The organism is Clostridium sardiniense (assembly GCF_016907995.1).
Lineage (GTDB): Bacteria > Bacillota > Clostridia > Clostridiales > Clostridiaceae > Clostridium > Clostridium sardiniense.
Map to the genome: position 1 here is coordinate 106,841 of NZ_JAFBDA010000011.1, position 18,828 is coordinate 125,668.

Consider the following 18,828-nt stretch of genomic DNA (forward strand, 5'->3'; position numbering starts at 1 on the left):
GAAAAGATATGATATTAGTTTTTGGTGGTGCTTATAACGGCAAATTAGCCTATGTAAAAGAAAAATATAATTTATGTGATAAAGATATATTTTATTGTAATTCAGGCAATATAAACTTAGAAAAAAAAGTTATATGTGGTTTTCATATATTTGTTAGGAATATGATTATAGAAAACAAGAGTCCTTTAGAATACATAAAAAATAATATGGATAAATTAAAAGATAAAATAATTATAACTGATGATATTGGACTAGGAATAGTACCAATTGAAAAAGTAGATAGAGTTTGGAGAGATGAGCATGGAAAATCAATTCAATATATATCTTCTAGGAGTAAAAAGGTTATAAGAATTTTTTTAGGTATAGAGAAGGTTTTAAAAGATGAATAAAGTAAATTTATATTTAATAAGACATGGAAAAACAGAAGGTAATGAGAAACGTTTATATTGCGGATATACTGATTTGCCACTTTCAGATAAGGGAAAGGCTGAATTAGAATTTTTAAAAGGAATATATACAGCTTGTGATAATTATTATACAACAGGACTTAAGAGAACAACTGAGACATTAAATATATTATTTAATTGTGATAGTTATTCAATTGAAGAGGGCTTTAAAGAGTATAATTTTGGTGATTTTGAGATGAAAGGATATGAAGAATTAAAAAATAAAAAAGAATACATAGATTGGATAGAAGATACCAGTGGGAAATATGTTATTCCTAATGGAGAATGCAAAAATTCCTACAGAGAAAGAATAAAAGATACATTTTATAAATTTATAAATGAATTATTTAGTAAGAATCAAAAAAAGGTTGCATTAATCTGTCATGGAGGAACTATTGGAACAATTCTAGAACAATTTTATAGTAGTGAGAAAAATTTATTTGATTGGCAACCAAGTTGCGGAAAAGGTTATCTATTAGAAATAATATTAGAAAATAATAATATTAAAATAGTTAATATGGAAAAAATATAAATAAGGTGTTATACATGATATAATATTATAAATAAGAAAATCTAAGGAGAAAAACAGGAGGACATATGAAAAAGTTTAAAGGAATAAAGTTACTTACTATTATAGCTTCAATATTTTTATTTGCAGCTATATTTGTAGGTTGCACAGGAACTGAAAAAACAATGAAAGATAGAGAGGGAAATCAATTTAATGTACCAAAGAAGATGGATAGAATAATTTCCACAGCTCCATCAAATACAGAAGTTCTAGTATCTTTAGGTCTTGGTGATAAAATAATTGCTACAGATACATATTCAAAAGATGTTTCTGGAACTAATAAAGATATTACTAGAATAGATTTTATGAATCCAGATGCAGAGACAATAATATCACTTAAACCAGATATTATCATAGCATCAGGACAGAATAAAGTAGATGGTAAAGATCCATTTGAAGCAATTAAAGCAGCTGGAATACCAGTTGTATACATTCCAAGTAGTAATAGTATTCAAGGTATATATGATGATATAGATTTTTTAGCTAAATTAACTGGTACGGAAAATAAAGGAAACGAAATAGTTTCTGATATGAAAAATGAAGTAGAGAAGATAAGGAAAATTGGAGATACAATAAAAGATAAGAAGTCAGTTTATTTTGAAATAGGACCAGAGCCATCATTATATAGTTTTGGTAAAGGAACATTTTTAAATGAAATGATAGATATAATTGGAGCAAAGAATATATTTAGTAATGAAAATGGATGGATATCACCAAGTGCTGAATCAGTTATTGAAAAAAATCCTGATGTTATCTTAACAAATGTAAATTATATAAAAGACCCTGTTAAAAAAATTGAAGATAGAAAAGGATGGGACACTATTAATGCTGTTAAAAATGGAGATGTGTACCAAATAGATACAAATTCATCATCAAGACCATCACAATACATTATAAAAGCTTTAAAACAAATGGCAAAGGATATATATCCAAATGAATATAAAGATCAATAGAAAAAGGAATTTAGCTTTTTTAACTATACCTATAGTTTTTTTAGTTATATGTATTGGAACTTCCATTGGAAGTTCCAATATTAACTTATTTGATATTTTTTCAATAATAGGTAATAAATTAGTTAATATTCCGTTAAAAGAAAATGTAACAGGGCAAGAGATAGCTATTATATGGGAACTTAGATTTCCAAGAGTTTTATTGGCATTTTTAGTTGGTGGCGCATTAGCTGTGAGTGGAGCGGTTGTTCAGTCAGTGCTTAAGAATCCGCTGGCATCACCCTATACATTAGGAATTTCATCAGGGGCTGGTCTTGGTGCAGCACTTGTAATGATTTTTGGAGTAAATATACCGTTAATTCAAGAATTTTCTTTACCAATAGTTGGCTTTATATTTGGTTTGTTTACAGTTATAATAGTAATAGCTTTTGCAAAGAGAGTAGATAAACTTTTATCTAATAACACTATAATACTTGCTGGAATGGTATTTTCATTATTTTTAAATGCAATACTTACAACTATAGGATCAATGCATGGAGATAGTTTAAAAGCTATTTCACTTTGGCAGATGGGATCTTTCTCTATGAAGGGATGGAGCTACGTTAAAGTATTTATACCATTTTTACTTATAGGAATTGTAGGAATCATCTTATATACAAGAGAAATGGATATACTTACATTTGGAGAAGATAGTGCTAAAACAGTTGGAGTAGACACAAATAAAGTTAAAACAAGACTTTTCTTATTTACAGCTATATTAACAGGTAGTGCTGTAGCTTTAAGCGGAATAATAGGTTTTGTAGATTTAATAGCACCACATGTAGTAAGAAAAATATTTGGAGCTAAACATAGTTTAGTAATACCAATGTCTTTTGTGTTTGGTGGGATTCTAATGGTTATTACAGATTTAATATCTAGAACAATAATTTCACCATCAGAACTTCCAGTAGGTGCAATAACTGCATTGATAGGAGCACCTTTCTTTGCTTATATATACTTTAAAAAGAAGTAGGTGAAAGAATGATAAAACTAGATAATGTATATACTGGATATGATAAAATAGATATTATTAAAAATGCTAATTTGGAAGTTAATAAGAATGAATTATTTTGTATAATAGGACCTAATGGTTGTGGAAAAAGTACGCTTTTAAAAGCAATAGCTAATATAAATGATTATACAGGAAGTATTAAAATTTTAGATAAAGAAATAAAGAGTATAAAGAGAAAAGAATTAGCTAAAGAAATAGCACTAATGTCTCAGATAACAGAAGTATATTTTTCATATACAGTATATGAAACTATTTCCTTAGGAAGATATGCTCATATAAAAGGGGCTTTTACTACTTTAGGAAAAGATGATAAAATTATTATTGATAGTATAATTGAGGATTTGTCTCTTAAAGATATAGAAAATAAATATATAAGCGAACTTTCGGGAGGACAACTTCAAAGAGTATTTTTAGCTAGAGCAATAGTTCAAAATCCTAAAGTTATATTATTAGACGAACCTACTAATCATTTAGATTTTAAGCATCAAATAGAACTTCTAGAGAACTTAAAGAAATGGTGTAGAAAAGGAGAGAGAACTGTTATAGGAGTATTACATGATCTTAACCTTGTTCAAATATATGCAGATAGAGTAGCACTTATAAATAATGGGGAGATAGTAAATATAGGTAGCAGTGAAGAAATATTAAAATCAAAAGAAGTAGAAGATATATATGGAATAAATATAAGAGAGTTTATGATTAGGGTATTGAAAAAATGGAGTTAAGGAGAAGTTTATAATGAAAAAATTTATTTTATCATATAGCTGTGGTAAAGATAGTACTTTGGCACTATATAGATTAATAAAAAGGGGTTTAAAACCTGTTGGATTGATAGTAACAGTAAATAAAGATGAGAATGAGTCATGGTTTCATAGAATACCAGAATCAATATTAGATGAAGTTTCAAGCTCATTAGATATTCCTTTAATAAAAGTAGTATGCTCAGGAGAGCAGTATGAGGATTACTTTGAAGAAGCTCTAAAAAAAGGAAAAGAGCTTGGAGCAGAAATGTGCGCATTTGGAGATATAGATATAGAAGCCCATAGAGGCTGGTGTACAGATAGATGTAATAATGTTTCAATAGATGCAGAGTTTCCTTTATGGCAAGAAGATAGAGAAGAATTAACACATGAATTTATAGAAGCTGGATTTAAAGGTATAATTAAGTGTTGTAATGATACTCAATTAAATGATACATATCTGGGTAAAGTTTTAACAAAAGAAGTTGTATCAGATATAAAAGAAACAGGGGCAGATCCATGTGGAGAAAATGGAGAATATCATACTTTTGTTTGTGGTGGGCCTATATTTGAAAAAGATATAAAGTTTAAATTAGGTGAAAAACTTAAGATTAATAATTATAATCATATAGTAATTGAGAAATAATGTTTATGAGGTGACAGGTTATGAAAAAAAATGTAATGATTTTAGGTACTGCATCCTCAGTTGGTAAAAGTACTATTGCAACAGCACTATGCAGGTTTTTAAAGAAGAGAGGGTATGATGTAGCACCATTTAAAGCACTTAATGTTACTTCTAAAACAAATTCAATAGGAAATGGGGAAGAAATTGGACGTGCTCAAATAGTACAAGCAGAAGCTTGCGAAATAAAACCAGAATATACAATGAATCCTATCTTAATTAAAGATATTGCTAATAAAAAAACAAAAATAATAGTTAATGGTAAATCCTATTGTCACAAAGATAATTGTTCTTATGAAGAATTAAGTAAAGATTTAAAGGAGTTTATAAAAGAAGACTTTGAAAAATTGGTTGAGAAACATAGTAATATAATTGTAGAGGGAGAAGGAAGTTGTATAGAATTAGGATGTAAAAATGAAGATTTAGCTAATTTTTATACTGCAAAACTTACAAATTCAGATGTTATACTAGTTGGAAATAGCGAAGAGGGTGGTGTATTTTCTTCAATTTATGGAACTATTATGCTACTTAATGAGGAAGATAGGAAATTAGTAAAAGGGATTATAATAAATAAGTTCAAAGGTAATAAAGATGAATTAGAAAATGGAATCAAAGAATTAGAAGAGAAATTAAAAGTTCCAGTATTAGGTGTAATACCTTATGAAGAATTGAACATAGAAGATGAGATAATTATAACTAAAAGGCTTAGAAATAATAAAAGAAGTGGTCTTAATATAGGAATAATAAAATTATCACATATATCTAATCTTACAGATTTTTATCCATTAGAGCTTGAGAAAAATGTTAATATAAGATACGTAAAAACACCGAAGGAATTAGAAGGGGCTAATTTGATAATTTTACCAGGCAGCAAGAGTATAATGTATGATTTAAATGAAATCAAATCAAATGGGTTATATGATAAAATTATAGAGCTATATAAAGAGGGAGCTACAGTTATGGGAATTTGTGCTGGTTTCCAAATGCTTGGTAGAAATATAATAAATAATTTAGATTCAAATAATAGTAGAAAATGTATAACTGGATTCGAAATGTTACCATTAGATACTAAAATATCTTTTGAAAGAAGGACAGTTATTTCTAAAGGAATTACATGCTCTATGGAAAATGAATTAAAGGATCTTTCTAATATAAGAGTATATGGGTATGAAATACAAAATGGATACACTGAGATATTAGATAAAGATGGAGAGGTCCTTATAATAGATAAGAATAATAACATAACAGGTCTTTGCAACGAAAGAGGAGATGTTTTTGGCACCTATGTGCATGGTATATTTGAGATAGAAGAATTTAGGAAGAAGCTTATAAATCATCTAAAAGAAAAGTATAATGTTGTTATTGAAAACAGTAAAGAAGAAAAAGAAAATTATAAGAAATATAAACTAAAGCAATATGATAAATTATGCAAAATACTAGAAGATAATATAGATACAGAAAAAATTCTTAATTTATTTGAAACTAAAGAGGAGGAATCTGAGGAGAGACCCTTAGAGTAATAATATGAATCATATACTAAATGTTCTAGCAATAGCAGTTTGTTTTTATGTCTTTGATTTATTATGGAGACATAGCAATTTATATAAGAAATTAACTTTAAATAAAGTTTTAAATAATAAATCTACGAAAATTATATTGTCCATAATTTCAATACTTTTAATAGGTGTATGTATAATTGTAGAAAAAATATTTAGTGGATATTTATTTGGAGAAGATAATATTAAGATATTAATTAAAGGAATAAGTTTATTAATATTATATATTACAACATCATTTATCTTTATGGATAAGTATATAGAAACAAGCAATACAAAATAATGTATTGCTTGTTTTTGTTTCAAAAAATTAGAATGTTCTATATATTCATATCTTAAATAAAATACTCGTAAATGATAAAAAATAAAATACAAAAAACACATATCAAAGTTAATAAATATATAATTAATTGTAACTAATCAATACAAAATACATATTATGTACTATAAAGCAGATAACAGTTAAGAGTGTGATAAACAAAAGAAAATATATCCTCAAAAAACAAAAGCCAACTTTAATAAAAAGAGGGAAATGATGATAGAGTTTATAAAAGCAAAATAGTAATATGTATAATTAAAAAGTAGTGCAATAATAATAAATTCTATCATCTTTTTATAATTATTATAGGCTATATATACATAATTAAACCCTAAGAGAAATTTTCGCTTAGGGTTTAATTTACTTATAATCTTTTGATGTAAAATAATCGATTAATGATAAAATGAATGATATAAAACATATTATAGCTACAATAATATAAACTTCTTTCATTCCATAAACAAAAATTTCAGGTCTTCCTGGTATTGATCCAAGAACTTTAAAACCTGCAGCTTCACTCATTTTAAAATATAAGTATGATGTTGAAGCAGAAACTCCAAAAGCCAACCCTAAATTTCTAATTAAGGCATTAGTACCACCAGCTATACCAAGCTTTTCTTTTGGAACTGATGACATAATTAAATTTGTATTTGGAGATTGGAATAGACCATTACCAAATCCTAATAATACAAGCATAGATATTAGAGATAGCTTAGAAGTATGTTCTCCAGCAGTTGAAAGTAAATACATACTTAAAGTAGTAATAAATAATCCAGCAAGTGTTAATTTTTTACTACCAATTTTATCTGATAGACTTCCGCTTAAAGGTGCAACTACAAATAAAATTAATGGATAAAATAACATTACAAATGAAATTTCTTCAGCCGTATATCCTAACACATCATTAAGATAAAAGGGTTGTATTATATTAATTGTATTGATAGCTACAAATGATACAAAAGCACAAAATAGATTTAAAGAAAATGTTCTTTTTTTAAATAATGCTAAATATAGCATTGGTGATTTTGCCTTTTTTTCAACTAATAAGAAGAAAATGAATAATATAATTCCAACAATAAATCCGCCTAATATATATATACTAGTATAACCTAAATGCTGTCCAAGCATAATACAAGTGAAGATAAACAGTGTTGATGATGAGAATAATAAAGCTCCTTTACAATCAAATCCTTCTCCGCTTGATTTATTTTCTTTAGGTAGATATTTTCTTGCAAAGAAATAAGCTACTAACCCTATTGGTATATTAATTAAGAAAATAAAATGCCAGCTTAGATAAGTAACAATAAATCCTCCTAGTGCAGGACCTAAAAGTGAACCTAATGCAACAAAAGATCCTGATATACCAAGAGCTTTTCCTCTTTCACTTGGTGGAAATATATCTGTTATAATTCCTTGATTAGTAGACATAATCATTGCAGCACCAATTGCTTGAACTACTCTTGCTAAAACTAATAAAACAATATTAGGAGATAGTGCGCATAGCAAAGATCCAAGTACAAAGCCCAAAATTCCTCTATTAAATATAAGACTTTTACTTTTTATATCTCCAAGACGGCCAAATATTAATATAGCAGCAGATATTACTATTAAATAAGCGCTAACTATCCATTCAGCGCCAGACATTTGAACATTTAAATTTTGACTTATAGTTGGAAGTGCCACATTTACAATACTACTATCTAAACAAGCCATAAAGGGCTGAGTAACAAGAACCCCAAGGGCTAGCCATTTAGTTTTGTTAATTGATTTGTTGTTCATAAAGTTTCCTCCAAAAAATTAATACTTCAATATTATAAATTAATTTTTTTAATAGAAAATGAACAAAATATTTATCACTATATTATTAAAAAAATGTACATAAATATTGTCTAGTTATTATTTAAATGAATATAAGAGGAAATAGTACTTAAGTAAATATTATGATAAATATACACTTAAACAAGATACTCGTAAATGATAAAAAATAATATAATATAAAAACTTACAAAAAATATTTAAAACATAATAATTTTTAGACCAAAAACCTGTTAGTGAAATTATAAAACAAGGACAAAGTGAAGAATTCATTGGGTTAGCTAAAGAAAAAGGATTTGAAGGAAGATATTGTGATTATAAACGTGAAATTTTTACGTGCTTAAAGTATGTATTTTAAAGATATAGAAAAACTTTGTATAGTAAAATAAAAAGGTAGCTAGATAAATCTGCTACCTTTTTTTTATATTCAATATATAAAATTTTATTATCTATTTAATTTTAATTATCCAATCATCATGTTTTGGTTCTATATCACCAAATTGAATACCTACAAGAGTATCATATAATTTTTGAGTAACAGGTCCTACTTCAGTTTCACTGTAGAATACATGAAGATTATCGTTATAGAATATTCCACCTATAGGAGTTATTACAGCTGCTGTTCCGCATGCACCTGCCTCTGAAAACACATCTAAATTATCTACAAATACATCTCCTTCTATAACATCCATATCAAAATAATCTCTAGCTATTTCAAGAAGTGAGTATTTTGTTACGCTTGGTAATATTGATGGTGAAAGAGGTGTTATAAATTTATTATCTTTAGTAATACCAAAGAAGTTTGCAGAACCAACCTCTTCAATTTTTGTATGAGTTGCAGGATCTAAGAATATTGCATCAGCAAATCCTAACTTCTTAGCTTTCTTTTGAGCTAAAAGACTTCCTGCATAATTACCACCGACTTTTTGAGCACCAGTTCCATTAGGAGCAGCTCTATCATAATCAGATACCATGAAATTAACAGGTTTCATACCACCTTTAAAGTATGGGCCTACTGGTATACAGAATACAGAGAAGATAAACTTATTAGCAGGTTTAAGTCCAATATTATCTCCAACACCAATCATAAATGGTCTTAAATATAAAGTAGCACCAGTTCCATATGGTGGAACATAATCTTCATTAGCTTTAATAACTTGAATACATGCATCAATAAATTTCTCTTCTGGTATCTCAGGCATAAGAAGTCTATCACAACTATCATTCATTCTTTTAGCATTTTTATTAGGTCTGAATAATTGAATTTCACCTGATTTTGTTCTATATGCTTTTAAGCCTTCAAAGCATTGTTGTCCATAATGTAATGCAGGTGCACCTTCTTCGATAATAAGTGTATTATCTTCAACTAATTTACCATTATCCCATTTTCCATTTTCCCAAACTGATATATAACGGAAATCAGTTTTCATGTAATCAAATCCTAAGTTTCCCCAATCGATATGTACTTTACTCATAATTGTCATTGCTTTAAGTAGACTTAAAGCAATTTCCTCCCTTCGATTATTGCTTATTATTATTTACTAATACTATAAAATCTATAAAGATAATTAGTATAATAATTATTATAGTACAAAGGGAATGGTAAATAAAGAACTAAATTCAATTATATGTATCAAAATACAGTTTAGATTAGTTATTTATTATTAATCTAACAATTTGATTACTATTTATTAATAGAGTGTATATAAAATTTAAGTATAATAAATATAAATTTATTATTTTGTTAAAAGAGGAACATAGAAAATGAATACAGAGAAAAAAATAAGTATAGAGAAAATTAAAAATACACTAAAAGTAGCCGTACCTCCTGCACTGGTATCCACTATTATATTATTTATAAATATATTGTTTTTTGGATCAAACAATATAATAATTGCACCTTATATGACATTAACCTTTATAAGGATGAGAAATTACTTAACTATTGAAAAGAATATTATAAAACCATTATTTATTCATTTAATTATTGGAATTCTATCATCAATAGCAAGTGAAGGTTTATATAGCACATTCATAATCAATTTGTTAGGTGTTGGGATATTGGCTTATTTTTTAACAGATGAATATAATCCAAGTAGCTATTTCCCATATTTAATGGCATTTGTTTTTCTACAACTTTTCCCAACAAGTATTGAAGAAATACCAAAGAGATTAGTAGCAATATTAATATCATATATAGTTGTTTTTATAGCTTTAATAATATTTTCACCTAAAGGGGTTTGTTCTAAAATATCTACTTTAATTGAAGGTGGAATTAATAATATTAGTTTTCAATTAAAGGCGATATTAGATGGAAATGAAGAAGAATTAGAAAATAAAAGGTTTGATTTATTTGAGATATGCAAAGAATTAAATAGATTTGTTTATTCAAGTGGGAAGAAAAGATACTATCCATTTGTTATTGTTTTTCAGCACATGAATAATATAATTGATGAAATTGAATCAAATAAAACTTCAGTGAATTTTAATGAAAAATATTTAAAAAATCTTAGAGAATTATTTTTACTCTATAATACTTTTAATAGGAATAAATATATAAATAATATAGCTGAGTTTATTTCAAAGAATTCTTTTAAAGATGAGAATACTAATTTTTATATTGTATATGTTTTAAATTACTTTATGTCTGCTATAAAAGGAACTATGAAACCTAATAAGTTTAATCTAAAAAAATATTTAAACTTTAAAGATTCTAAAGAATATTTTCAGAAATATAGTAAGTATACACTCTCATTAAATGGATTTAAAATTAGATTTGCAATAAGAATTTCAATATTGCTATCCGTATCTTTTACAGGTATTAGATTATTCAATATTCCAAAAGGATATTGGATTCCTATGACAATATTCTTATTAACTTTACCTTTTTATGAGGATAGTAAAACAAGGGTTAAATTAAGATTTAGAGGAACTATAATTGGATTAATAATATCATTTATGCTTTTCTCTATTTTTAAGAGTAATATTTCACATGTAATAATACTTATAATATGCACATTTTTCATGTATGCATTTAGTGATTATGGAACTATGACAATATATATAACTTGTTATGCTCTTGCAATGACTACTATACATATGGGAGATGATGAGGCAATAATTTTAAGATTAATATATACTTGTATATCAGCATTAAGTGTTTTATTTGCGAATAATTTTATATTTCCTACTAAAAATCATATTGAACTTATAACTATGATTGATAAGTTAGTAGAATTGGATGAAGTAATAGTAGATAAAATCAGAAGCATATTAGATTCAAGCTTTAATAAGTGTGAAATCAGAGATATTATTTATTCTTCATATCTAATAAGTGGAAAATTACAAATGCATTATTCAAAGGTGGATAATGTTAATTTTAAAAATTTACTAGCTAGAAATAATCAACTTACAACATTATTAACTCATTGTTGTATTATATTATGTAATGAGAAGAATTCAGAACTTGATAAAAGGTATATTTATGAATGTCTAAATAATATTGATCATATATTAGAAAATATGAAAATTAACTCTCCTAAAAAAACAATATTAAGAGATATATCTTGCGTTAATGTAAATAACTTAAATCATAAAAATAATTATGAAAATACATTATTATTAAAATGTCTAAAAAAATCAAGTGAAGTTAAAGAAGATTTAGATAATCTAAAAAATGATATATAAAGAGATATAAATTTTAATGTATATTTTTTATATTGTGTTTCTTAATAATATTTTGTAATTGAAATATTAATTATTTATATCTCACACAAATAGACTGACATTCTTTGACTTTTGGCGTATAAAACTTAAATTAATAAATAATGAATTTTTAAAAGATAGTTTTAACTAATTTTGCTACTTTAAATATATAAATTTATTTGTGATATACTTTAGTCAGGTTATAAATAATAAAGAAAGAGGTTGATAATATGAACGATATAGTAAAATCATATTGGGGAATGAATCTAAAACCTTTAGTTATAGGAAAAGGAAGCGATACTTTAGCGGTGATATTACCAGGTATAGGCTATACTTTAGATAGAGTTACTTTAGAATATTCATCACAATTATCATTAGAATTAGGATTCGATGTATTAAAAATAGAATATGGATTCCAAATAGGTAGAAGGGAGTTTCATCCAGATGAAGAATTTAATATTATTGCAGAAGAATCCTTTAAATTGCTTAAGAGTACTTTAGCCAATAAATACAAGAACATTGTTTTTATAGGGAAGAGTATTGGAACTTGCGTACAGAATGTTTTAAATAAAAATGTTAAGGGATATAATGTAACGAATATTTATTTAAGCCCTATAAATAAAACAGTACAAATGGAAATAGAAGAAAATTCATTAGTAATTACAGGCAGTAGTGATCCACTGTTATCAAAAGAAAATTTAGAAATTCTTGAAGAGGTTAATGGCACAAAATTAATAAGTATTGATGGAGCAAATCATGCTTTAAATATTGAAGGTAATGCAATAAGAAGTTTAGAAATACAACTTAATATAATTAAGTGTATGAAAGAATATTTAAGTAAATAATAAAAAAGACTTATAGTTAGATATTTAACTATAAGTCTTTTTTCATGAGACAATGTATATTAGAAATTTTTATATACATTGAAATAAATTATAAAATAAAGTATTGTTTATATAATAATATTATAAAGAAAGGAGATGATATAATGACTTTAGATAAATCATATTTTAAATCTGATGCTATAACATTAGCTAAAGGTCTATTAGGTAAGGTATTAATTAGAGAAATTGATGGTAAAGTAATAAAAAGCAAAATTGTAGAGACAGAAGCATATATAGGAAATTGCGATAAAGCATGTCATGCATACAATGGAAAGAGAACTAATAGAACAGAAATTCTTTATAGAGAAGGTGGAGTAGCATATGTATATCTTATATATGGAATGTATAATTGTCTCAATGTAGTTACAGGAATGGAAGAAGAGGCGGAAGCTGTATTAATAAGAGCTGTAGAACCGCTTAATGAATTTGAGTATATTTCAAATAAAAGATTTAATCAAAGTTATGGTGATCTAAGTAATTTAAAAAAGATTTCACTTACTAATGGGCCAGGAAAATTGTGTAAGGCCTTGGAGATTGATAGAGACTTAAATGGATGCGAGCTTTATAAAAAAGGTGTATTATATTTGAGTGAAGGAAATGATGAGGGGTTTAATATAGTTTCTACTAAACGTATAGGAATAGATTATGCTGAAGAAGCAAAACATTTTCTATGGAGATTTTATATAGATGGAAATAAATATATATCTAAAAAATAAAAAAATATATAATAAATACAAATGAAAAGGAGTATACAAATGGATTCAAATTATTTTATAGAAAAATTACATATGGAAAAGCATCCTGAAGGAGGATATTATAAGGGATCTTTTATATCAAAAGATATTTTAGACAACGGAGATGGTGAAAGAAAGCTATGGACTAGTATATATTTCCTGTTGCATACAGGAGAAGTATCTAATTTCCATAGATTAAAATCAGATGAAATGTGGTATTTTCATGCTGGAGAGGCACTTACAATATATATGATATCACCAGAAGGTGAATTTATTGAAAAGCAACTAGGATTAAATATATCAGAAGGTGAAACACCACAAGTATTAGTACCAAAAGGATATATATTCGGGTCAGCAATGAATAATGATGGATTTTCTTTAGTTGGATGTATGGTATCGCCAGGTTTTGAGTTTAAAGACTTTGAATTATTTAAAAGAGAAGAATTAATATCAAAATATCCAAACTACGAATCTATAATAACAAAATTAACAATTGAATAAAAAAGACACATCAATATTGATGTGTCTTCTTTATTCTGATTTTTGCATATGTAAATCCATTTGAGGATAAGGAATTGATATGTTATTATTATCAAATTCTATTTTTACTGTTTCTAACAGATCAAAGTAAATTATCCAATAATTTTCAGTATCACACCAAGCTCGTACAATAAAATTAATTGAACTAGCGGCATGTTCACTAACTGCTACAAATGGTGCTGGATCTTTTAAAATTAATGGATTGTTGTCGATTATTTTATTTAAAATAGTCTTTACTTTTAATATGTCATCATTATATCCAACACTAAAAGTTAAATCTACCCTTCGTAATGGTTTAGAAGAATAATTTATTAAGCTCCCATTTGCAAGAGCACCATTTGGTATTAGTATTTCCCTATTATCTGCAGTAACTAAGTGGGAATAGAATATACCGATTTTTTCTACTGTTCCTTGATATGATGAAGTTTCTATATAATTTCCAACTTGTACAGGTCTTAATAATAGTATTATTACACCTCCAGCAAAATTTGAAAGACTTCCTTGAAGAGCTAGTCCCACTGCTAAACCAGCAGAAGCTAATAATGCTGCAAATCCAGCAGTTGGTATTCCTACAAATCCCATAAATACAATTACTAATAAAACTTTAAGTGCAATATCAGCAAAAGCATGGAAAAAAGAAACTAAAGTTAAATCGATATTTTGTTTCTTTAGTAATGTATTTAAAGTTTTAAGCCCTTTATTCACAGCTTTCCAACCTATCCAAAGTCCAATTAAACCAAAGACAAGTTTTACTCCACTTGTAGATACCCAATGAAGTATATTATCAAAGATAACTGTTATATCCAAAAATACATCTCCCTTCCGTTAAAAATATTATTTAATTATAACTTCTATAAAAATTAAAAGCAACAGATTGATTTTAAATTAATAACTGGTAAAATTATTATTAAATTTATAAATATAGTAACTATTATAAATATTATTAATTATGGAGTGAAATACTAAGTAATGATTTTAATAAGAAAAAGTATTGTATTTCAACGATATAAATAGTATTTCATGGAGATGAAAGATATGATTAAATATATGATAAATAATTCATATTCAAGTATAAAATCAAAGCTAAAGGTTCTTTATATGTTGAATATAATAGATATAAGCTTTACTTTAATATTACTAAGGACTAGGTTATTTAAAGAGATAAATAAAATTATGGTTTTTATATCTGACAGTATAACTTTAAGTATATTAGTTAAGACCTGCTTAGTTGGAATACTAATTTATTATTTAATTAAGAGGATGATGAAAGCTACATATAAACAATTAAAAATAAGCAATATTATTATAATAGGAGCCATATTTATATTTTTAATAATAGATATATCTCATATTATATATAGTATTTTATATTTGTTATTAAAAATATGATATAAACTATAAAAATTATATACTCTATAATTTTAATTATTGATAATTATCTCTTCTATGCCTTTAAACTTGATTAATTTATTAATGAAGTATATAATGTTTAATTGTAAAATTTAATTGACAGTTCGTAAGCCGCCTGTCATTAAACAAAACTAAGGCATTTTCTAATAAATAAGTATTTAGAGGATGGCTTTGTGTCGTCCTTTTTTATTTTTTATTAGTTTCTATGCCCTGAAAAAGGAGAAATATAAATGGAAATGCAAAGATATAGCAAAGTATTAGGAAAAAATCCTAGAGAAATGGTAATGCTTAAGGGGTTCCCTTGCAAATGGGGAAGATGTAGTTTTTGTGATTACATTGAGGATAACTCTAATTGTGAAAATGATATCATAAAATTTAATAAAGTTGTATTAAGTAATATAACAGGTGAATTAGAAGTACTAGATGTAATAAATTCAGGAAGCATTTTTGAGCTTCCAAAGGAGACTTTAAAAGATATAAAAAATATTATAATTGAAAAGAATATTAAAAAATTATTTGTAGAATGTCATTGGTTATATAAAGATAGATTAGATGAAATCAGAAATTATTTTAATATTCCAATAATATTTAGATGTGGTATAGAGTCATTTGATAACGATTTTAGAATGAAAATATTAAATAAAGGTGCTGGATTTAAATCATATGAAGAGGTAAATAAGTATTTTGATTCAATATGCTTGCTTGTTGGAATAAAAGGACAAACTAAGGAAATGATAAAAAATGATATAAGTATATTAGAAAACCATTTTAAATATGGATGTATAAATGTTTATGTAGAGAATACGACTCAAGTAAAAAGAGATGATAAGCTAGTTGAATGGTTTATTAAAGAGTATAGTTATTTAGAAAAAAATAAAAATATAGAAGTACTGATAAATAATACAGATCTTGGAGTTGGGAGTGAAATAGATGATCAAAAATAATTCACTAAATATTTTTGTTAAAATATCAGTAGTTGCTGCAATTTATGTAGTTTTAACTGTTGCAATAGCCCCAATAAGTTATGGACCAATACAAGTTAGAATATCTGAGATATTAGTACTGCTAGCTTTTTATGATAATAGATATATAGTAAGTTTAACAATAGGATGTTTATTTGCTAATATGTTAAGTCCATTAGGAATGGCAGATATAATAGTGGGTACCCTTGGAACATTTTTTTCTGTATATGCTATTAGTAAAACTAAGAACTTATTTATTGCAACTCTTTGGCCAACAATTTTTTGTATTCCGGTAGTAGGTGCACTACATTTACTAATTGGATTACCATTTTGGATATATTTATTTGGATTTATGATTGGAGAATTTATTTCAGTGACTATTGTTGGATATCCGATAGTAAAATTTATTAGTAAGAATTCTAAATTAATTAATATTATACAATTAACTTAGTCTTACCATGTATTAGTCTGACTTTAACTGACTAACATTATAGTAATATATATTAAAATATTTTCTTAAGACTTTTATATAGAAATTTATATGTAACTAATATAATATTATATTAAAAGGAAAAGAGGTGTATTTATGATTTCTCATGAAATTGATTTTAATATTTATGGAGATGATATGCAATTTGTAGAAATAGAGTTAGATCCACAAGAGTCAGTGGTTGCAGAGGCTGGTGCTATGATGATGATGGATAACTCTATATCTATGGATACTATTTTTGGAGATGGAAGTAAGCAGCAAAGTAATGGCTTATTTGGTAAATTAGGTGGTGCTGCAAAAAGAGTTGTAACAGGAGAAAGTCTATTTATGACATTATTCACAAATAGGGGATTAATGAAGGAAAAAGTATCCTTTGCATCACCTTATCCAGGCAAAATCATACCTATTAACTTATCAGATTATGATGGCAAAGTAATTTGTCAAAAGGATGCATTTTTATGTGCTGCAAAAGGAGTTTCAATTGGTATAGATTTTAGAAAAAAACTTGGAGTTGGTTTCTTCGGTGGAGAAGGATTTATAATGCAAAAATTAGAAGGCGATGGGTTAGCTTTTATACATGCAGGTGGAACTATAATTAGAAAAAGATTATTACAAGGTCAAAAATTAAAAGTTGATACAGGATGTTTGGTGGCTCTAACTAAAACTATAGATTATGATATAGAGTTTGTTGGTGGAATAAAAAGCAGTTTATTTGGTGGAGAAGGATTATTTTTTGCTACGTTAACTGGTCCTGGAGAAGTATGGATACAAAGTTTACCATTTAGTAGATTAGCCTCTAAAGTCTTTGCAGCAGCACCAGAACTTGGCGGAAAAGATGTTGGACAGGGAAGCGTATTAGGTGGTCTAGGAAATTTATTTCAAGATTAAAAATATAAATTACAATAAGACACTTTTTAATATTAAAAAGTGTCTTATTTATTAAACTTAAATTTTTATTGTATATATTTGTAGAAGATGAACAGAATTAGCATATATATGTTAATTTTGGAGGCGGATACTAGGTGAAAAATATAAAAAAGATTATAGTAGTTTTTAGTATTATTATAGGGTTATTAATAGTTATAATTTTATATAAAGATCAAGAAGGTAACAAAGAACTATTAAATAAGGAGCAATATGCTATTGTAAAAAATGAGAAAAATAATTATAATGTCTTATTTGTAGATAAGGATAGAAATACTTATATGTATAATAATGAGAATAACAATATATATAGTGTAGATAAAGACGGGAGTAAAATAAATAAATTGTATGAGAATGTAATTCCGCTATTAAATGAATTTGATGAGAATGGATGGATTATTAGCAATAATACAGAAGAAAATCATTTAAAGTGTATAAATCTTATAACTAAGAAGGAAATTATAATTCCATGTAACAACTCAAAGTTTGTTAGTGATAGTCTAATACAGATCTATCAAGACAATATTGCATTAATAGAATCTGATGGAATAAAAAAATTTCTCAAGGTATATGACTTAAATGATGGAACTTTAATTAAGAGCAAAAATTTAGATAATAGAATAATTAGTAATTTAGATTTCTATGAAAATAAAGTAGTTTATAATGTAGTTAAAGATAAAGAAATACTAAATGCTTATTATGATATATATAAAGACGAAGAAAAAATAATAGCTACTGGATATGACAATTTATTTTTATATAAAGATAATATACTTCTTTGTAAGAGTAATAAGTCTGAAGAAATTTATGATGTTTATAATATTGTAAATAATAAAATTGATAGCATAGGAAAATTTGAGAGTGAGAAGTTTGATAATAAATATGTAAAATCAGGGAAGTATATATATTCAACGATTAATAGATCAAAATATATGAATTTAGAAGATTTTAAATTAGCTTTTATTAAAAATGAATCAATAAATACTATTCTAAATAATAGTATTATCTCTACTGATAATACTACAAAAGAAATAAATTTAAAAACTTTGTAG

Annotated in this window: 20 protein-coding genes; 17 read left to right on the plus strand and 3 right to left on the minus strand. The window is 26.1% G+C overall.

Annotation, left to right across the window (positions count from 1 at the left end; genetic code table 11):
* Nucleotides 1-8: 8 nt before the first annotated feature.
* The 8 genes from JOC62_RS10960 to JOC62_RS10995 all read left to right on the plus strand — a co-directional run bounded on the left by JOC62_RS10960 (nt 9) and on the right by JOC62_RS10995 (nt 6,276).
* Nucleotides 9-389 (plus strand): bifunctional adenosylcobinamide kinase/adenosylcobinamide-phosphate guanylyltransferase, encoded by a 381-nt coding sequence (locus tag JOC62_RS10960; RefSeq protein ID WP_204595311.1) that lies wholly within the window; start codon nt 9-11, stop codon nt 387-389.
* On the plus strand, nt 382-978 hold the full coding sequence (locus tag JOC62_RS10965; protein ID WP_204595312.1) for a histidine phosphatase family protein: 597 nt from the start codon (nt 382-384) through the stop codon (nt 976-978). The genes JOC62_RS10960 and JOC62_RS10965 overlap by 8 nt, the downstream gene beginning before the upstream one ends.
* A gap of 65 nt (nt 979-1,043) precedes the next feature.
* Nucleotides 1,044-1,967 (plus strand): ABC transporter substrate-binding protein, encoded by a 924-nt coding sequence (locus tag JOC62_RS10970; RefSeq protein WP_204595313.1) that lies wholly within the window; start codon nt 1,044-1,046, stop codon nt 1,965-1,967.
* Nucleotides 1,948-2,976, plus strand: a complete 1,029-nt coding sequence (locus JOC62_RS10975) for a FecCD family ABC transporter permease (protein ID WP_204595314.1) — start codon at nt 1,948-1,950, stop codon at nt 2,974-2,976. The genes JOC62_RS10970 and JOC62_RS10975 overlap by 20 nt, the downstream gene beginning before the upstream one ends.
* A gap of 8 nt (nt 2,977-2,984) precedes the next feature.
* A complete protein-coding gene (locus JOC62_RS10980; RefSeq protein ID WP_204595315.1) occupies nt 2,985-3,740 on the plus strand; it encodes an ABC transporter ATP-binding protein in 756 nt (251 codons plus the stop codon).
* A gap of 10 nt (nt 3,741-3,750) precedes the next feature.
* Nucleotides 3,751-4,401 carry a Dph6-related ATP pyrophosphatase gene (locus JOC62_RS10985; RefSeq protein WP_204595333.1) on the plus strand — a complete coding sequence of 217 codons (651 nt, stop codon included), beginning with the start codon at nt 3,751-3,753 and terminating at the stop codon, nt 4,399-4,401.
* Nucleotides 4,402-4,421: 20 nt separating this feature from the next.
* On the plus strand, nt 4,422-5,957 hold the full coding sequence (locus tag JOC62_RS10990; RefSeq protein ID WP_204595316.1) for a cobyric acid synthase: 1,536 nt from the start codon (nt 4,422-4,424) through the stop codon (nt 5,955-5,957).
* Between the two features lie 4 nt (nt 5,958-5,961).
* On the plus strand, nt 5,962-6,276 hold the full coding sequence (locus JOC62_RS10995) for a hypothetical protein (RefSeq protein WP_204595317.1): 315 nt from the start codon (nt 5,962-5,964) through the stop codon (nt 6,274-6,276).
* A gap of 396 nt (nt 6,277-6,672) precedes the next feature.
* On the opposite strand, the gene JOC62_RS11000 is transcribed toward JOC62_RS10995, so the two are convergent.
* Together JOC62_RS11000 and JOC62_RS11005 are read right to left on the minus strand one after the other, a co-directional pair.
* Nucleotides 6,673-8,091: an MFS transporter gene (locus JOC62_RS11000; protein ID WP_204595318.1), complete on the minus strand. Its 1,419-nt coding sequence runs from the start codon at nt 8,089-8,091 to the stop codon at nt 6,673-6,675.
* A 485-nt stretch (nt 8,092-8,576) separates the two neighbouring features.
* Nucleotides 8,577-9,602, minus strand: coding sequence for a branched-chain amino acid aminotransferase (locus tag JOC62_RS11005; protein ID WP_204595319.1), 1,026 nt, complete (start codon nt 9,600-9,602; stop codon nt 8,577-8,579).
* A 289-nt stretch (nt 9,603-9,891) separates the two neighbouring features.
* Between JOC62_RS11005 and JOC62_RS11010 the strand changes: the two genes are divergently transcribed.
* From JOC62_RS11010 to JOC62_RS11025, 4 genes are all read left to right on the plus strand, one after another.
* Nucleotides 9,892-11,814, plus strand: a complete 1,923-nt coding sequence (locus JOC62_RS11010; RefSeq protein WP_204595320.1) for an FUSC family protein — start codon at nt 9,892-9,894, stop codon at nt 11,812-11,814.
* A gap of 248 nt (nt 11,815-12,062) precedes the next feature.
* Nucleotides 12,063-12,677: an alpha/beta hydrolase gene (locus JOC62_RS11015; protein ID WP_204595321.1), complete on the plus strand. Its 615-nt coding sequence runs from the start codon at nt 12,063-12,065 to the stop codon at nt 12,675-12,677.
* A 143-nt stretch (nt 12,678-12,820) separates the two neighbouring features.
* A complete protein-coding gene (locus JOC62_RS11020) occupies nt 12,821-13,432 on the plus strand; it encodes a DNA-3-methyladenine glycosylase (RefSeq protein ID WP_204595322.1) in 612 nt (203 codons plus the stop codon).
* A gap of 39 nt (nt 13,433-13,471) precedes the next feature.
* On the plus strand, nt 13,472-13,951 hold the full coding sequence (locus JOC62_RS11025; RefSeq protein WP_243425056.1) for a cupin domain-containing protein: 480 nt from the start codon (nt 13,472-13,474) through the stop codon (nt 13,949-13,951).
* A gap of 30 nt (nt 13,952-13,981) precedes the next feature.
* Here JOC62_RS11025 and JOC62_RS11030 read toward each other — a convergent pair whose 3' ends face one another.
* Nucleotides 13,982-14,797, minus strand: a complete 816-nt coding sequence (locus tag JOC62_RS11030; protein ID WP_204595323.1) for a mechanosensitive ion channel family protein — start codon at nt 14,795-14,797, stop codon at nt 13,982-13,984.
* A gap of 291 nt (nt 14,798-15,088) precedes the next feature.
* On the opposite strand from JOC62_RS11030, the gene JOC62_RS19470 reads away from it, so the two are divergent.
* The 5 genes from JOC62_RS19470 (at nt 15,089) to JOC62_RS11050 (ending at nt 18,828) form a co-directional block, all read left to right on the plus strand.
* Entirely contained in the window at nt 15,089-15,379 is a 291-nt protein-coding gene (locus JOC62_RS19470) for a DUF5658 family protein (protein ID WP_423882989.1), read from the plus strand.
* 257 nt (nt 15,380-15,636) lie between these two features.
* A complete protein-coding gene (locus JOC62_RS11035; RefSeq protein ID WP_204595335.1) occupies nt 15,637-16,344 on the plus strand; it encodes a radical SAM protein in 708 nt (235 codons plus the stop codon).
* Nucleotides 16,331-16,813, plus strand: coding sequence for a QueT transporter family protein (locus JOC62_RS11040; RefSeq protein WP_204595324.1), 483 nt, complete (start codon nt 16,331-16,333; stop codon nt 16,811-16,813). The genes JOC62_RS11035 and JOC62_RS11040 overlap by 14 nt, the downstream gene beginning before the upstream one ends.
* A gap of 135 nt (nt 16,814-16,948) precedes the next feature.
* Nucleotides 16,949-17,740 carry a TIGR00266 family protein gene (locus JOC62_RS11045; RefSeq protein ID WP_204595325.1) on the plus strand — a complete coding sequence of 264 codons (792 nt, stop codon included), beginning with the start codon at nt 16,949-16,951 and terminating at the stop codon, nt 17,738-17,740.
* A 134-nt stretch (nt 17,741-17,874) separates the two neighbouring features.
* Nucleotides 17,875-18,828 carry a hypothetical protein gene (locus JOC62_RS11050; RefSeq protein WP_204595326.1) on the plus strand — a complete coding sequence of 318 codons (954 nt, stop codon included), beginning with the start codon at nt 17,875-17,877 and terminating at the stop codon, nt 18,826-18,828.

Excerpts from the sequence above, each read along its gene's own strand:
- JOC62_RS10960 (WP_204595311.1), top strand. The coding sequence starts at position 9 with ATGATATTAGTTTTTGGTGGTGCTTATAACGGCAAATTAGCCTATGTA.
- JOC62_RS10965 (WP_204595312.1), top strand. The coding sequence starts at position 382 with ATGAATAAAGTAAATTTATATTTAATAAGACATGGAAAAACAGAAGGT.
- JOC62_RS10970 (WP_204595313.1), top strand. The coding sequence starts at position 1,044 with ATGAAAAAGTTTAAAGGAATAAAGTTACTTACTATTATAGCTTCAATA.
- JOC62_RS10975 (WP_204595314.1), top strand. The coding sequence starts at position 1,948 with ATGAATATAAAGATCAATAGAAAAAGGAATTTAGCTTTTTTAACTATA.
- JOC62_RS10980 (WP_204595315.1), top strand. The coding sequence starts at position 2,985 with ATGATAAAACTAGATAATGTATATACTGGATATGATAAAATAGATATT.
- JOC62_RS10990 (WP_204595316.1), top strand. The coding sequence starts at position 4,422 with ATGAAAAAAAATGTAATGATTTTAGGTACTGCATCCTCAGTTGGTAAA.
- JOC62_RS10995 (WP_204595317.1), top strand. The coding sequence starts at position 5,962 with ATGAATCATATACTAAATGTTCTAGCAATAGCAGTTTGTTTTTATGTC.
- JOC62_RS11000 (WP_204595318.1), bottom strand. The coding sequence starts at position 8,091 with ATGAACAACAAATCAATTAACAAAACTAAATGGCTAGCCCTTGGGGTT.
- JOC62_RS11005 (WP_204595319.1), bottom strand. The coding sequence starts at position 9,602 with ATGAGTAAAGTACATATCGATTGGGGAAACTTAGGATTTGATTACATG.
- JOC62_RS11010 (WP_204595320.1), top strand. The coding sequence starts at position 9,892 with ATGAATACAGAGAAAAAAATAAGTATAGAGAAAATTAAAAATACACTA.
- JOC62_RS11015 (WP_204595321.1), top strand. The coding sequence starts at position 12,063 with ATGAACGATATAGTAAAATCATATTGGGGAATGAATCTAAAACCTTTA.
- JOC62_RS11020 (WP_204595322.1), top strand. The coding sequence starts at position 12,821 with ATGACTTTAGATAAATCATATTTTAAATCTGATGCTATAACATTAGCT.
- JOC62_RS11025 (WP_243425056.1), top strand. The coding sequence starts at position 13,472 with ATGGATTCAAATTATTTTATAGAAAAATTACATATGGAAAAGCATCCT.
- JOC62_RS19470 (WP_423882989.1), top strand. The coding sequence starts at position 15,089 with ATGTTGAATATAATAGATATAAGCTTTACTTTAATATTACTAAGGACT.
- JOC62_RS11035 (WP_204595335.1), top strand. The coding sequence starts at position 15,637 with ATGCAAAGATATAGCAAAGTATTAGGAAAAAATCCTAGAGAAATGGTA.
- JOC62_RS11040 (WP_204595324.1), top strand. The coding sequence starts at position 16,331 with ATGATCAAAAATAATTCACTAAATATTTTTGTTAAAATATCAGTAGTT.
- JOC62_RS11045 (WP_204595325.1), top strand. The coding sequence starts at position 16,949 with ATGATTTCTCATGAAATTGATTTTAATATTTATGGAGATGATATGCAA.